We start from the raw sequence: 13,775 nt of genomic DNA on the forward strand, positions 1-13,775 counted from the left end.
CGCCAGCGCGTGTACATCGCTCTCTACCAGTCTCACCTCCCGAAACTCGACGAGGAGGGCGTCATCGACTACAACCAGAGCCGGGGCATCGTCGAACGAGGGTCGCTCGCCGACCAGTTCGACCCCTACCTGGAGGCCCGTAGCGACGACGGTTCCGAAGCCGAGGACGACGACGACGACGAACGGTGGTTCCGCTACTACCGCTGGGCCACGGCGGCCAGCGCGGGAACGCTCGCCGCGACGTGGCTGGGCCTCCCGCTCGTCGGAAGCGTCACCAGTTCCGTTCTCGGCGCGCTCGTCGTCTGCACCTACGCCGCCATCGCAACCGTCCAGCTCGCACGCCAGTAACCGGCCACGGTACGCCCGAACATCTTCGCGTGATGCGCGTGTCAACTTTCATATTCGATAGTAGATATTTTCGTCTAACACAAAACTATATCACGGGGGTAGCAACAATCGAGATACGTACTCGAAAGAATGCAGTTCTACCCCGGGGGCCGCGATAGCCGGTCACTGTCCGTCGTGTTCGCGGTCCTCCTGGTACTCACCAGCGTGATACTGGTGCCGCCGGTGGCAGGCGACGACGAGAGGAGGACCGGCCGCATCGTCACCATCGATAGCACGGGCGACGCCGTCGTCACCTCTCTCGACGGAACGGAGTATCTCTGGCAGTCCGAACCGTACACCGTGAACGTCACGTACCAGGTCGACGCGCCCGAGAAGCAGTACTCGGTCTGCGTCTACCCGAACGAAACCGACAGCAGCGCGCTCGACTGCCGGAGCAGAGAGGTCGGCAACGGGTCGACGGTGACCGTCTCGCTCGACGCCGGGAACGCGAGCACCACCGGCGAGCGGACGCTGTACTTCGAACTCGGCCCGACCTTCGACAAGAACGCGCCGGCGCTCGACAACCGGACGCGGTCGCAGTACGTGATGACGAAGTCGGGCGACCTCGACGGGGACGGGTTGACGAACGAGTTCGAGGTGGAGAAGATGCGAACGGCCGACTGGCCGCCGAGGGCCTTCGACGACTCGGACATGGACAACGACGGCCTCGACGACCAGGCGGAAATCGAGAAACACGACACGGACCCGACGGACGCAGACAGTGACGACGACGGTCTTCGTGACGCAACCGAGATCCAGATCGACACGAAGCCGAACAATCCCGACACCGACGGCGACGGCATTCCCGACGGCAAGGAGTACTGGGAACTGGAGTCTGACCCGAAGGACGCGAACAGTCCCCAGACGATGGGCGAGGGAACTACCACGACCACGACCACGACGCCGGGGACGGCGTCGGGCGACCTCTCCGGCGCCCAGATAGCCCTGCTCGTCCTGTTCGGCGTCGGCGTCCTCGGGGCGACCGTGCTCCTCTGGCGGGCGAGCGACGCCCGCGACTCCGGGATGGCGACCGACCGCTCGGGTCCGAAGCCGACCGACTCGCCGAGCGAATCGACCGGCGACGCCGGCGTCGGAAGCGGTGGGCCGTCGACGCCACCGGAATCGTCCGTGGCGAACGCTGGACCCAGCGAACCGCTGACGGACGAGGGCCGGGTCGACGACCTGCTCCGCCGGAACGGGGGTCGGATGAAACAGTCGGACATGGTCGAGGAGACGGGGTGGTCGAAGTCGAAGGTGAGTCGAGTCCTCTCACGGATGGAAGAACGGGGCAATATCAACCGTCTCCGGGTCGGTCGCGGCAACATCGTCTACCTCGACGGGGCGAAACCCTCCGGCGTCGACCGGGGCGACGACGAGAATTATCGGTGAGTCGACGACAACGAATCGCGGGACACGCGTGGCGACTCGCCGGAAGAAAACAGTTTAGCGAATCGTTTCGTCCGTTTTCAAGCGGTTAACGGCTGGATAATAATAGTAGTACCCCGAGAAGCCCGGCACGCAATGTCGATGGACATAACCGGCTCACACGAAACCGAGGACAGCGCGATGGCCGACACCCAGTGTCGCAACTGCGACGCGTTCGTCACCCCACAGTTCGCTCGCGTGTTCGGCAACAACCGCAACGAAGTGTACGGGTGCTTCGAATGCATGACCGCCACCGAGGTCAAGAAAGGCCGCGCCAACCATCCCGAAGAAGCCGAGCGTGCCCGGGAAGAACTGCGTCGGTGAGCCGGTAACTTTCTCTCACCGTCACCCGACTCCGAGGGCCGATAGTCCCGGTGATGGCATCGCCGACCGCGTCAGGGCGCGTGCCGAGTCCTCGACGCGCCGACGCGGTCAGGTGCTCGCTACTTGTCTCGCGAGACGGTCTCGTTTGGCGCCGTCGTCGCGCCCTCCGACAGCGTTACTCCGGGATAGAGGCTGGTGTCGATGCCCGTCTTCGCGCCGTCGCCGACGATGGCGCCGAACTTCCGGCGGCCGGTCGAGACGCGCTCGCCCTTGACCGTGTGTTCGACGTCCTCGCCGTCGTGGCGGAGGTTGGCGACGTTCGTTCCGGCGCCGAAGTTCACGTCGCGTCCGAGGATGCTGTCGCCGACGTACGAGAGGTGACCGACCGTCGCGCCCGGCGAGAGGACGCTGTTTTTCACCTCGACGCTGTGGCCGACCTTCGCGCCCTCGTCGACGAGGGTCGCGCCACGGACGTAGGCGTTCGGACCGACGGTCGCGCCCGTCCGGACGAGGGCGGGTCCCTCGATGACGACGCCCGATTCGACGGTCGCTCCTTCCTCGACGACGACGTTCCCCTCGACGGTGGCGTCCTCGCTCACGTCGCCCTGGAGGTCCCGGTCCAGTTCCGCGAGCTTCCACTCGTTGGCCTCGAGCAGTTCCCAGGGGCGACCCACGTCGAGCCAGCGGTCTATCTCGACGGAGGTCACGTCGAACTCGTCGATGACGCGTTCGACGACGTCCGTAATCTCGTACTCGCCGCGCTCGCTCTCGGAGACGTCGAGCCACTCGCTGGCGCGCTCCGGGAAGACGTACGCCCCGGTGTTGGCGAGGTCGGTCGGCGGGTCGTCGGGCTTCTCGACGATGCCGGTCACCCGGTCACCGTCGGTCGAGAGGACGCCGTAGTTCCGCGGGTCCTCGACCTGGTAGGAGCCGATGCTCGGGGCGGCGTCGAACAGTCGGCTGACCGCGTCGGAGTCGTAGAGGTTGTCCCCGTTCAGGACGGCGAACGGACCGTCGATGTGCTCGCGGGCGGCCCGGACGGCGTCGGCGGTGCCGCGCTGGCGCTCCTGGACCGCGTACTCCACGGGGATGCCGGCGTACTCCCAGCCGAAATACTCCCGGACGGTGTCGGCCTCGTAGCCGACGACCAGGACGAGTTCGTCCGCGCCGGCCTCGACGGCGGCACGGACGGTGTGTGCGACCAGCGGCTCTTCGGCGACTGGCAACATGGGCTTGGGGCACGACTCGGACAGCGGCCGCATCCTGGTCCCCTGGCCCGCAGCGAGAACGATCGCTTGCATGTCTTTGCACTTCCGGCAGGGGGCGTATTATTATTCACGGGCTAACGGTCAGCGGTTGGAGGGACTAACGGGGTAAGCCGTGACCCCGTGGGAATCGATGCCAGCGAACACGGTGACAGCATCGAGTCCGGTGGTCAGAATCGGGGCGCGTCACCACTGGCGCGCAGCAGGTCCTGGAACGGGTTCGACCGTTCGCGGGCCGGCAGGTCCGACCAGATGCTCGGGTCGTCGTAGGTGCGTCCGAACTCCATGTACTCGCGGGCCAGCCACAGCGCGTGGTTCTTCGACCCCAGTCCCCGGAGGAGGGTTCGCGTGCGGCCGTCCTCGACCGCCAGGGCCTGCCACTGGCCGTCGACCCGGCGACAGTAGACGGATTCGTCGCCGTCGCTGTATTTGACAGCCGGATGGACGTTCTGCTGAAGCGTGAACTCTCCGACCTGGACTGGAATTCCGTCGTGGTGGCCGTTCGACTCCCGCGAGAGGCGTTTCGCAGCCCGGGACCGAGAATCCTGGCAGTCTTCGTTCATATAATATTCCATACAGCTGCAAGAGGATAGTAGTTCGCCTTCGTACGACCGTCCTTTATGGGCAAGCGAGCCCCGGCCGTCCCCACACCTATTCGAGAGACGATACGACAGAGGAGATTCGAGTGACGTGAGGGCTATCTTAGCTATCGCATAGAGAAGAGAACGGTACGAAACCGTATTCCGGCTTTAAGTGGTAGCCCCACCGACCATCGACCAACATGAACGCAACTGACGCGAGTACGTCCGACGCGAGGGGTCGCCAGCAGTCCGTCTCCGAGATGGTGGACTCCTTCGTCGACCTCTCCGTCGACGACGCCCTCCGGATAACGGTCGATGGGGTGACGATAGACGGTCACGTTCACCACGTCGACCGCACCGACAGTCGGTTCACGCTGCTGCTCGCGACGTTCGCCGACGACTTCCTCCGCGTCGAGACCCAGTGGGCCGATGGCTGGCTCGACCCGCAGGTCGACCGCCTCAAGCCGGTCGCCGAAGAGCGCCAGCCGCTCGGCGAACTCGACGCTATCAGGCCGGTCTGAACGCGGTCGGAGACGGAAGAGAAAGACGTCAGCGGGAGAACTATCCGGTGCAGGCGACGCGGTCGGGAGTCGCGAGCCGCGTCACTTCAACCATCAGGGCCGGGCCGTCGGCGCACTGGACCGTCCACGAGCGGTCGAACGCGACGCCGTCGCGGTCGCCGCGCCGGAGGAGGGCGGCCAGTTCCGTTTCGAACGCCGTCTCGTCGAGTTCGAGGGCGTGCCCGTCGGCCGACGCAGACCCGTCGTCCGCCAGTCGTGTAATCTCGACCATAATATCCGCCCGGTCGTCGGAACGTCGAAACGTCCACGAGCGATCGAACTCGACACCGTCTCGCCACGCAGCGGCGACCAGCGCTTCGAGAGAGGTTTCGAACGCCTGGGAACCGTTCCACGAAGGGACACTGTCAGTTTGGCTCATCTGTTCTCGATTCGACTGTATCGGCAGGTAGTAATAAATCCGGGACGCCGTCCTGAATCGTTTCGGACCGTTTCAAGCCGGTCGAGACGGGCCGTCGCCGCGTTTTCTCGGAATCGGGGGGACGAGAAGCGGTAGCATCCGACAATCCCGACCGACGGCGTCCGACCGTTCGCGCCGCCGGCCCTCGCCGCGGGTCGGCGTTCGAGCGCGACGACCTGCGGGACACCGCGAGCAGCTCGCCCTCGACGAACCGCTCGCCTTCCTGAACATCGCAGACGCCGAAGCGCGCGGTGGCCGGGGTCAGTTCGTGTTCGTCATCCCGCCGTCGACGACCAGCGACTCGCCGTTCACGTAGTCGGCCATGTCGCTCGCCAGGTAGAGCGCGGCGTCCGCGACGTCCTCCGGTTGCCCGAACCGCCGGGAAGGGATGGTCTGCATGTATCCCTCGCCGGCCTCGGTGCCGAGGATGGGGACGTCCTCCGTCGTCATCGCCGTGTCGATGAGGCCGGGGTGGATGGCGTTGACCCGGACGCCCTCCGGACCCAGTTCCGCCGCGAGGGAGTACGTGAGGAGTCTGACCGCGCCCTTCGACGCGCAGTAGGTGACGAACGAGGCCGACCCGGCGAGGCCGGCGACGCTCGACATGTTGATGACGACCCCGCCGTCGTCCTCGACCATCCGCTTCGCGGCCGCCTGCGCGCCGAAGAAGACGCCCTTGACGTTCACGTCCATCAACTGGTCGTAGTCGTCCTCGGTGACGTCGAGGAACTCCTGGCTGCGGAAGATGCCGGCGTTGTTCACCATCACGTCGACGCCGCCGAGGTCGTCGGCGGCCGAGACCGCCGCCGCCAGGTCGTCGGTGTCCGTCACGTCGCACTCGACGAACCGCGCCGTCCGGTCGGTCTCGTCCTCGATCCGGTCGTGCGTCGGGTCACCACCCTCACGAGGTTCCTCCTGGAGGTCGGCGACGACCACGTCGGCCCCCTCGTCCGCGTACGCCAGCGCTATCTCGCGTCCGATACCGCTCGCTGCGCCCGTCACGACCGCCACCTCGCCGTCGAGCAGGTCTCCTGCCATGGGTTTGCCACGCCGTCTTGGCACATAAAACGGCGCGGCGACTCGCCGGAGCGCTGACCGCCGAAGACGTTTTCGTCCGGGCCGGCGTGTTGCTGGCCCGACTTCGACCCGCACGCCCCCGGTATTTACGTCGCGGCGTTCGAAGCAGGGTCATGGTCGAGCCGATATCCGAGTCGTCGAACGCGACCGTCGTCCTCGCGGACGGCACCACGATAACGGGCGTCCGTGCCGCCGTCTACCCCGGTTGGGTCCGCGTCCGGACCGACGACGTGAACCAGTTCTACCCCCGGGAACAGGTGCGAGAGGTCAAGACCGGACGATGACGTATCGGCGGGTCGATGGGTTGCAGAAAGCATTTATCCGACCCCCGCAGTCGAGTAATTACCTCGGGTAGGGGTACACGAGGTCCATTCTTTCGACGACGACTCGTCAGCGCACGCCACGAGCACGACCGCGTCAACCGACGAGTACCGGCGACGCGAGGTCGGGACTCAGCCGTACGTCTGCTGGAGGTACGCGGCGACCTGGTCGACGGTCGCCGGGTCGTACGTCCAGAAGCCGTCGTACGTGCTCGGTCCCCGCTGCTCGGCGAGGAGCGCGCACTTGATATCGTCCTCCCCGCCACCGTCGTACGCGAGGAACCAGACGTCGCCGATTTCGTCGTTCGATTCGACGTGCCAGGTGATGCCCGTGTCGTCGGGCGGCGTCCACTCCGGTCGCCCGTAGACGTGGACCGACAGTTGCGGCCGGTTCGCCAGCAGCCGGTAGACGGTGACCTGCGTGCGAAACGCCGTCAGCGACTGGAAGCCGACGTGAATCTGGCCCGTCCCGTATCGCCACGCTCGGTCCTCTATCTCCCGCGACGTCGCGAGCAACTGCCGCCGGTTCATCGACCGGAACAGGGTGTCGTCCAGCAGCGCGAGGAACGCCTGGAAGTCGGCCGTGTCGACGTCGGCGGTCCCGGACAGCGAGACTGGCGGCGTCAGGAAGGCCCGGAGCGTCGCGATGCCGACGACGGCCCGGAAGCCCTCGCGGTCACGGACGACGACGAAGCCGTCCCCACCGACGTCGGGTAGCAGTCGGTGCGTGACGGCGACGTTCCTGGTGGCGAACCGCTCGGCGAAGTCGTCGTCCGCCGTCGCCGCGTACACGACGAACTGCTTTTCGTCCGCCGCTACCTCGTCTATCTTCGCCTTGAGGAACGGACGGGAGGAACTCATACCTCTCCGCTTCGATAGTCGGTCGTAGAGCGGACGTCCCGACCGGTTTCTCGTTCGTACGCCCGTGACCACTGCACCAGTTCGAGCACGCGAACGCGAAGCGCGGAGAGTTCGACGACGGTGTACGCCTCGTCGCACTCCACGAGTCCGGCGTCGACCAGCATCGGCAGGTGAACGTGGTACAGGTCGCGTCGGACCCGTTCGCGCTCCTCCGGCCCTGCCATTCCCCGTCCGGCGGCGTAGAGCCATCCGGTGAGGACGTCCGCGAGTTCGCTCGTCTCGATGGACTCCCGGTCGAGTAGCACGTAGAGCGCGTACCGTCGCGGACGCTCGGAGAGCGCCCGAAACACCTGTTCGTCGATAGAAGTGTCCACTAACACGTCGGGGATTCCATCGGCACCGTTTCGGTCCATTCCCACTCTAGTCGTCAGTATCGACGCACCAGTCGGTAAGTGTTTTGTTACCAACCACCATCGTCGGAGTCGTACGCCGGCCCCAACCAGAAACGGAGCGCAGGGCGGTCCTCTCGGGACCGGTAACGTCGCCACTCGACGGTGGAAGACCCCCCGAGAACACCAGGGAGAACGACGGAGCGACGGCTGGTCGACGAGAACACCAGGGAGAACGAGCGTCGTCTCCGCTCGTATCTATCCCTTGTCGCGAGAATCACTTAAAGGCCGGTCGGCGGAGGGGAGGGTGCCGTGACGAGCGCCGAAACCGGTCTCTCGCCGGGGGGTCGCCGTCCAGTTCCCGGTCGGCCGCCACCGACGGCGACGGTCGGGAAGCGAGCGACCGTCCGCGAACACCGCCGAACCGTCGCGGCTTCGGTTTCGACGCGCCGACCTACCGCCGGTCCCGGAACCGCTCCGCGGCGTCGGCGACGCGACCGCCGAGCGTCAGTCCGACCGCCAGTCCGACCAGCGCCAGCGCGCTCCACAGCGCCAGCGCCGAGGAGAGATACTCCGCCGCTCCCGGCAGTCGCGGGCGGTCGCCGGGGGCGTCCCGGCCGTCGCCGGGCGGTCCGTCGACCTCTCCGGCTGCGACGCCGAGTTGCTCGACGCCGGGCCGCTCCGTCGTCGTGACGTACCGTTCGAGCCACGCGTCCAGCGACCGGCCGGCCACGTCGGCGACGATGCGCTCGAAGTCGGCGTAGCTCACCGGCCCCTTCTTGCGGTTCATCCGGTCGAACACGTCGCGCAGGTCGCGGTCGCCGTCGGTCGCCCGGCGAATCCGGCGATCCAGCGCCCAGAGGACGAGCGGTCCGCGGTAGTACGGCACCTCGTGGCTCGACCACGTCGGCGGCTTCGAGAGGGTCGCGTCCGCGAACGCCTTGCCTCGCAGCGTCCGCGCGACCGTCGCGCGCTCGACCCGTCCCTGTCGCATCGAGGCGTTGGCGGCGAAGTAGCCGGCGCTGGCCTCGCGGAACCACTGCATCCGCGTCTCCAGGGAGAACGACTGGCGCGTGTGGACGTACTCGTGTACCCAGAGGTTCGACGGGTCAGAGAGTTCGGCGTCCTCGTGGACCCAGAACTCGTCCGTCTTCGCGGCGGCGAAACCGCCACGCCGGATGGGGTCCGGCAGGACGAACGCCAGCACGTCGTCGGGCGACTCGCCCGGGAGCCGCCGGCTGGCTGCCGCGAGCGCGTCGAGCGCCTCGGGGGGTTTCGTCGCCGGCGTCGCGTTCGCCGCGACGACCACGCGGAACCGCTGGCCGTCCGCGCGTCGGGTGTACTCCTCGTACTGGCCGACGTAGAGGAACGACCCGCCGAGGACGCCCGCTTCGACGAACTCGACGCGCTTCGGGTACGACTCCCGCTGGAGCGGTCGGCGATGGCGCCACTCGCCGCCGTCCGCCGGCAGCCACGCCACCGCGAGCTTCGGCGTCGGGACGAGCGTCCACGCGTCGGTGGCGGCGTACTCGCTTCCTTCGAAGTCGCCGCTCCCCGCGGCGGCGTCGACGCTCGTCTCGACCGTCATCGACGGCGACGCCGTCTCGCCGTCCCAGCGGTAGCCCGAGTCGCCGTCCTCCGTCTCGTCCGCGACGAACCCCTCGGTGGACACCACGTTTCCAGTGTAGTCGAGCACCCAGAACGACCGCGCTTCCGCCGGCGCGTCGAACGAGAGGTGGAGACGGACCGTCTCGGGGTCGTCGCCGCGTTCGACCGTGACGTTCACGCTCGGCGGCGACTCGGCCGACTGCGACTGGAGCGACGCTGCCGAATCCGGTCGCGCGGCCGGAGCGGCGTCTGTTCGCGCCGTCGCCGCCGCTACGGGCGCGAACGCGGTCGCGACGACGAGTAGCGCGACCAGCAGCGAGACCGTCGGTCGGGAAACCCGTCCCCCGGGGCGCGTCATCGACTCGGGCGACGACTCCCGACGGTTTTGTTATACGACGCCTGCGGCGCCGTTGGGGCGGTCGTACGGCCGGTCTGTCGGCGAGCAGGGTAACGCCAGTTCCGCGTGACCGCGGACGGGTCGTCGCCCCACCTCGCCGCAGGTCGCGCTCGTTCGCCAGCGGGGGCGTCGGAAACCGCACATCGGGACGACCCCCACACTCAAGGCTCTCGGGAGAAAATACACCCGAACAATGCCGTCGAATAATCTCGCGTCGGTCGTCCTCCGGACCGGACGGAAGGCGCTCGCTACCCCGCCCGCGAGCACCGCCATCCGCCGTCTCGGCCTGCAGTCGACGCTCTCGCGGACGTACTGGTGGCTGAACTACCGTGCCGCCGGCGGCACCCACGAACGACGGGTCGGGGACGTCGAGGTCGCGTTCCGCGCCGACTCGCCCGACGAGTTCCGCCACTACCGGACGCTCGTCGACGAACGGCCGGTGCTCGCGGACCTGCTCGGTCGCCTCGAGCCCGACGACACGGTCTTCGACGTGGGCGCGTACGTCGGCACCTACACCTGCTTCGCGGCCGCGGCGCTCCCCGACGGCCAGGTCGTCGCCTTCGAACCGCGCGAGGCGAAAGCCGCTCGGGTCGAGGCGAACCTCGCGCACAACGGGGCGACCGCGGACGTGCGTCGCGAAGCACTGACGGACGAGAGCGGCGAGGGCGCGATGGCGACCGACGGCGTCGCCCAGCTTTCGACCGACGGCACCGAATCGGTGACGATGCGCCGGGGCGACGCGCTGGTCGAGGCCGGCGAGGTACCGCCGCCGGACGTCCTCAAGGTGGACGTCGAGGGTGCGGAGGTGGACGCCCTCCACGGACTCGCGGCGACGCTCGCGCGACCGGCGTGCCGGCTGGTCTACTGCGAGGTGCATCCGACGTTGCTCGACGCGGACGGCGCGAGCGAGGCCGACGTGCGCGAGGTGCTGAACGACTGCGGTTTCACGGTCGAGACGATACACGACCGGGGCGAGGAGTACTTCCTGCGCGCGGAGAAGTAGCGCTCAGACGCGAAGTGGAAGGGGACCGACGGGCGGCGACCGTCGGTGCGACCGGCGCGATTACTTGGGCGTCTTCTGCAACAGGCCCTGCTTGTCGAGGTCAGACGGCGTGACGACGTCGACGTCCTTCTTCTTGATGTACTTCAGGATCGTCTCGAAGTCCTTCATCGGGATGCCGTTTTTGCCGCCGACGCGGTGGAACAGCAGCGGCGTCAGCTGCTTGTATCGTGCTGCGGCGTCGATCCGTTTCTTGACCGTCCGCATGCTCGTCTGGCTCTTCTGATGAGCGTAGATGCGGGAGACGACCGTGTCCTTCGTGATCATCGGAAGCGCGTTCGGCGACGCGCCCCAGCTGAACGTCAGGTCGAACATGTCCTGAGCGAGTTTGAACGTCGTCGGCCCGACGACGTTCTTCGGGACGGCCATGTACTTGTGACCCTCGAACCCCGCGTCCCGCAGGTAGCTCTTCGACTGCTGCATCATCTGCTTCTGTTTCTGCTTTGAGTACCCCGTCATCGGCTTGGCCTGGGAGTTCGGGTGCGCGATCACGTCCCAGCCGCCCTTCTGGCTCATCTGGTGCAGCTGCTCGTAGGACATGAAGTCGCTGTTGCCGATGGCCTCCGTGATGACCGCGGCGACGCCGGGGAAGTCGTACTTCTTCTTCTTCATCAGCTGGTACGCTTTCTGGTACTGCGACGACAGTCCGTCGTCGAACGTCAGCATCACCTTGCCCTTCTTGGGCTGTTTGACGGTCCGCAGGTCGTCGACGAGGAACTTGATGCGGTTGGAGGATTTCGGGTCGCGCGGCCGACCGATGATGCGGATCTTGTAGACGCTCGAGAGGTCGAAGTTCTTCGGGTTCGACACGTCCGTCGTCCCGAGGTTCACCCGAACCCAGGTGTCCTTCGGACCGACGAGCACCCGCTTCATCTCCATCTGGCGCTTGCCGATGTCGACGAGTCGAACCGATATCTTCGAGAACTGGTGTGACTTGCACTTGAACGCGATCGAGAGGTCCTTGTCGCTGAAGTCGGCGAGGTTGTTGTTGTTGCCGAACTGGGCGGCAGCAGCCTCTATCTTCCCCTCGTTCGTCTTCTTCCCGCCCGTGACGAAGGCGGCCTGCGAGCCGGTGTAGGCGTTCTTGCTCTTCTTGAGCGTCCCCATCTGGTTGAGAGCGGACCAGCGGCTGAGGTCCTCGAAGTCCGCGAACGCCTGCGACCCGTTCGAGCTGGAGGAGGTCGTCTTGGTGCTCGAGGTTCCGTCACCGCCGCCATTGGTCGTGGTCGTCTGAGACGTGGTGCCGGAGGGCGTGTCGCTCGGGTTGTCGCCGCCGATTGCGGAACATCCCGCGAGACCGGTCGCACCGACGGTGGCGAGGAACATGCGTCGAGTCTGTCTACTCATCGTTACCTCACCAAAGCAGGCACGGGTATTTTCTTATATGGCGCTTAAGCGAACTGTGACGTGGATTATACGACTGTGAATATTGTTCACCAGACACCGTTCACAACGTTTCCAACGGCTCAGAACCCGAAATACAACTCGACTAGGCAGCAGATAATTAATATGTTCCATCGATACGACCGATTCGATGGCGTCAGGCAGACGAAACTGGAACAAGACGAATCGTCGTTCGTATCTCAAGTTGACGGGTGCGGCCGTCGCGGCTACTTCGGTCGTCGGCACCGCTGCCGCCGGCGACGACATCGCGGAACGATACGGAACGGTCATCGACGTAACTGAAGAAGGAGCAGACCCCGACGGGGACGAGTCGATCACGTCCGTCGTCGAGGAACTGGCCGGCGACGACACGCTACTGAAGTTCCCCCCAGGGCGGTACTACATGGACCAGCAGGTCCGCCACGTCGGCTTCGACAACTTCGGGATGGTCGGCGACGACGCGGAACTCGTCCCGGCGAACTTCCACGACTTCGACGACGAGGGCGACTGGAACTACCGGCTGTTCCGCCTCGGCATCGACTACGCGCCGGGCACCGACCTGCACGTCGAGGGGTTCACCGTCGACCAGACGCGCGAGGACACGGGCGTCCGGGTCGTCGACGCGGTCGTCGACGACGGGATGGTCGTCCGCGACGTCGAGGTGATCGGCTATCACGACAGCGGCGCGTGGGGGCCCGGCCGGTTCGTCGTCGCCGACTCCGACGGCTCCGGCCTCGTCGAGCGCTTCACGGCCCCCGGCGGTGCCGCGCTGACGAAGAACGCTCCGGGTGACCGACTCTGGACCGGTCCCTCGGGCATCGTCTGCAACGGCGCGAACGAGGGCACGATGACGTTCCGCGACTGCGTTCTCCGCGGGTTCCCGGACAACGGTCTCTACGCCGCCCACGGCACCGGGGCCATCCGTGTCGAAGGCGGTCGATTCCAGAACAACCTGGGCACGAACGTACGCCTCGGGGGCCACGACAGCCGCATCGAAGACGCGACGGTCGTCGTCGACGGTGAGGACCGCGGCCGGGCACAGCGTGGCGTCCGCCTCGAAGCCGGCAACCTCCTCGTGGTCGACAACGTCGACTTCCAGACGTACCGCCGCGAGAGCCCCGTCATCTGGATCACCGACGGTGCGGAGTACAACTACATCGTCAACTCGACCATCACGGTCCGGTCCGACGAGCCGACCGCCGCGGTTTCCGTCCGTTCCTCCGCGGGGAAGACCCGCATCAAGTGGACCGACATCGACCACGACGCGGGCGGCGGTCCCGCGGTGAAGATAAAGGAAGGAAAGGACAACGGGCCGGTGTTCCTCGAACACGTCACCGTCACCGGCGGGGCCCCCGAGAACGGAACCCGGGGCGCGATCTACAACGCCCGCGACAACTGCGAGTTCCGGGACGTGAACGTCGACCACAGCAGCGACGAGGGCCGCCACGCGCTGATAAACAGGGGCGCGAACTGCCTCGTCTACCAGGGGAACTACGTCTCCCCCGACGTTCCCATCGTCGACCACGGCGACGACACGTGGATCGAGGACGTCAGCGCTCGCTCGCGCAACGGTCGCGCGGGCCTGCATCTGACCGACGACGCCGAGGACATCTACGTCAAGGAGAGCGACATCGAGAACGGTATCCGCGACGACAGCGCCGACGGTTACAGCGGGTACGACAACAGCTTCTGAGATCCGGCGCTACCGGCGTGTAGAGGG

15 protein-coding genes are annotated in these 13,775 nt (G+C 66.6%); 7 read left to right on the forward strand and 8 right to left on the reverse strand.

The window, feature by feature from the left end:
- The 3 genes from ACTF4R_RS20670 to ACTF4R_RS20680 form a co-directional block, all read left to right on the forward strand.
- The coding region (locus tag ACTF4R_RS20670) for a DUF7344 domain-containing protein (protein WP_440010450.1) at positions 1–348 on the forward strand (348 nt) is incomplete at its 5' end.
- A 129-nt stretch (positions 349–477) separates the two neighbouring features.
- Positions 478–1,776 (forward strand): helix-turn-helix transcriptional regulator, encoded by a 1,299-nt coding sequence (locus tag ACTF4R_RS20675; protein ID WP_440010452.1) that lies wholly within the window; start codon positions 478–480, stop codon positions 1,774–1,776.
- Between the two features lie 132 nt (positions 1,777–1,908).
- The gene (locus ACTF4R_RS20680; RefSeq protein WP_440010455.1) at positions 1,909–2,136 is read left to right on the forward strand and encodes a DUF7563 family protein; all 228 of its coding nucleotides are present in this window, start codon (positions 1,909–1,911) and stop codon (positions 2,134–2,136) included.
- A 119-nt stretch (positions 2,137–2,255) separates the two neighbouring features.
- On the opposite strand, the gene glmU is transcribed toward ACTF4R_RS20680, so the two are convergent.
- Positions 2,256–3,437: a bifunctional sugar-1-phosphate nucleotidylyltransferase/acetyltransferase gene (gene glmU / locus ACTF4R_RS20685; protein WP_440010456.1), complete on the reverse strand. Its 1,182-nt coding sequence runs from the start codon at positions 3,435–3,437 to the stop codon at positions 2,256–2,258.
- Between the two features lie 134 nt (positions 3,438–3,571).
- A complete protein-coding gene (locus tag ACTF4R_RS20690; protein ID WP_440010458.1) occupies positions 3,572–3,964 on the reverse strand; it encodes a hypothetical protein in 393 nt (130 codons plus the stop codon).
- Between the two features lie 218 nt (positions 3,965–4,182).
- Here ACTF4R_RS20690 and ACTF4R_RS20695 point away from each other — a divergent pair, with 218 nt between their 5' ends.
- A complete protein-coding gene (locus ACTF4R_RS20695) occupies positions 4,183–4,503 on the forward strand; it encodes a hypothetical protein (RefSeq protein ID WP_440010460.1) in 321 nt (106 codons plus the stop codon).
- Between the two features lie 40 nt (positions 4,504–4,543).
- Here ACTF4R_RS20695 and ACTF4R_RS20700 read toward each other — a convergent pair whose 3' ends face one another.
- Positions 4,544–4,774: a hypothetical protein gene (locus ACTF4R_RS20700; RefSeq protein WP_440010463.1), complete on the reverse strand. Its 231-nt coding sequence runs from the start codon at positions 4,772–4,774 to the stop codon at positions 4,544–4,546.
- Between the two features lie 447 nt (positions 4,775–5,221).
- Complete coding sequence (locus tag ACTF4R_RS20705) at positions 5,222–5,998, reverse strand: SDR family oxidoreductase (protein ID WP_440010466.1); 777 nt, start codon at positions 5,996–5,998, stop codon at positions 5,222–5,224.
- A 152-nt stretch (positions 5,999–6,150) separates the two neighbouring features.
- Here ACTF4R_RS20705 and ACTF4R_RS20710 point away from each other — a divergent pair, with 152 nt between their 5' ends.
- Positions 6,151–6,321 carry a hypothetical protein gene (locus ACTF4R_RS20710; protein ID WP_440010469.1) on the forward strand — a complete coding sequence of 57 codons (171 nt, stop codon included), beginning with the start codon at positions 6,151–6,153 and terminating at the stop codon, positions 6,319–6,321.
- Positions 6,322–6,489: 168 nt separating this feature from the next.
- Here the strand turns inward: ACTF4R_RS20710 and ACTF4R_RS20715 are convergent, their stop codons facing one another.
- The 3 genes from ACTF4R_RS20715 to ACTF4R_RS20725 all read right to left on the reverse strand — a co-directional run bounded on the left by ACTF4R_RS20715 (position 6,490) and on the right by ACTF4R_RS20725 (position 9,573).
- Positions 6,490–7,218 (reverse strand): DICT sensory domain-containing protein, encoded by a 729-nt coding sequence (locus ACTF4R_RS20715; RefSeq protein ID WP_440010472.1) that lies wholly within the window; start codon positions 7,216–7,218, stop codon positions 6,490–6,492.
- On the reverse strand, positions 7,215–7,631 hold the full coding sequence (locus tag ACTF4R_RS20720) for a DUF7344 domain-containing protein (protein WP_440010620.1): 417 nt from the start codon (positions 7,629–7,631) through the stop codon (positions 7,215–7,217). The genes ACTF4R_RS20715 and ACTF4R_RS20720 overlap by 4 nt, the downstream gene beginning before the upstream one ends.
- Before the next feature lie 430 nt (positions 7,632–8,061).
- Positions 8,062–9,573: a gluzincin family metallopeptidase gene (locus tag ACTF4R_RS20725; protein ID WP_440010473.1), complete on the reverse strand. Its 1,512-nt coding sequence runs from the start codon at positions 9,571–9,573 to the stop codon at positions 8,062–8,064.
- A 232-nt stretch (positions 9,574–9,805) separates the two neighbouring features.
- Here ACTF4R_RS20725 and ACTF4R_RS20730 point away from each other — a divergent pair, with 232 nt between their 5' ends.
- Positions 9,806–10,615, forward strand: coding sequence for an FkbM family methyltransferase (locus tag ACTF4R_RS20730; protein WP_440010475.1), 810 nt, complete (start codon positions 9,806–9,808; stop codon positions 10,613–10,615).
- Positions 10,616–10,675: 60 nt separating this feature from the next.
- Here the strand turns inward: ACTF4R_RS20730 and ACTF4R_RS20735 are convergent, their stop codons facing one another.
- The gene (locus ACTF4R_RS20735; RefSeq protein WP_440010476.1) at positions 10,676–12,019 is read right to left on the reverse strand and encodes a polysaccharide deacetylase family protein; all 1,344 of its coding nucleotides are present in this window, start codon (positions 12,017–12,019) and stop codon (positions 10,676–10,678) included.
- Between the two features lie 187 nt (positions 12,020–12,206).
- On the opposite strand from ACTF4R_RS20735, the gene ACTF4R_RS20740 reads away from it, so the two are divergent.
- The gene (locus ACTF4R_RS20740) at positions 12,207–13,748 is read left to right on the forward strand and encodes a hypothetical protein (protein ID WP_440010479.1); all 1,542 of its coding nucleotides are present in this window, start codon (positions 12,207–12,209) and stop codon (positions 13,746–13,748) included.
- The last annotated feature ends 27 nt before the right edge of the window (positions 13,749–13,775 follow it).

This window comes from Halomicrococcus pelagicus, from assembly GCF_051917725.1.
GTDB lineage: Archaea > Halobacteriota > Halobacteria > Halobacteriales > Haladaptataceae > Halomicrococcus.

Bases quoted from the DNA above. Each gene is read 5' to 3' on its own strand.
- ACTF4R_RS20700 (WP_440010463.1), bottom strand. From the start codon at position 4,774: ATGGTCGAGATTACACGACTGGCGGACGACGGGTCTGCGTCGGCCGAC.
- ACTF4R_RS20730 (WP_440010475.1), top strand. From the start codon at position 9,806: ATGCCGTCGAATAATCTCGCGTCGGTCGTCCTCCGGACCGGACGGAAG.
- ACTF4R_RS20705 (WP_440010466.1), bottom strand. From the start codon at position 5,998: ATGGCAGGAGACCTGCTCGACGGCGAGGTGGCGGTCGTGACGGGCGCA.
- ACTF4R_RS20735 (WP_440010476.1), bottom strand. From the start codon at position 12,019: ATGAGTAGACAGACTCGACGCATGTTCCTCGCCACCGTCGGTGCGACC.
- ACTF4R_RS20690 (WP_440010458.1), bottom strand. From the start codon at position 3,964: ATGAACGAAGACTGCCAGGATTCTCGGTCCCGGGCTGCGAAACGCCTC.
- ACTF4R_RS20725 (WP_440010473.1), bottom strand. From the start codon at position 9,573: ATGACGCGCCCCGGGGGACGGGTTTCCCGACCGACGGTCTCGCTGCTG.
- ACTF4R_RS20720 (WP_440010620.1), bottom strand. From the start codon at position 7,631: ATGGACCGAAACGGTGCCGATGGAATCCCCGACGTGTTAGTGGACACT.
- ACTF4R_RS20680 (WP_440010455.1), top strand. From the start codon at position 1,909: ATGTCGATGGACATAACCGGCTCACACGAAACCGAGGACAGCGCGATG.
- ACTF4R_RS20695 (WP_440010460.1), top strand. From the start codon at position 4,183: ATGAACGCAACTGACGCGAGTACGTCCGACGCGAGGGGTCGCCAGCAG.
- ACTF4R_RS20715 (WP_440010472.1), bottom strand. From the start codon at position 7,218: ATGAGTTCCTCCCGTCCGTTCCTCAAGGCGAAGATAGACGAGGTAGCG.
- ACTF4R_RS20740 (WP_440010479.1), top strand. From the start codon at position 12,207: ATGGCGTCAGGCAGACGAAACTGGAACAAGACGAATCGTCGTTCGTAT.
- ACTF4R_RS20675 (WP_440010452.1), top strand. From the start codon at position 478: ATGCAGTTCTACCCCGGGGGCCGCGATAGCCGGTCACTGTCCGTCGTG.
- ACTF4R_RS20710 (WP_440010469.1), top strand. From the start codon at position 6,151: ATGGTCGAGCCGATATCCGAGTCGTCGAACGCGACCGTCGTCCTCGCG.
- glmU (WP_440010456.1), bottom strand. From the start codon at position 3,437: ATGCAAGCGATCGTTCTCGCTGCGGGCCAGGGGACCAGGATGCGGCCG.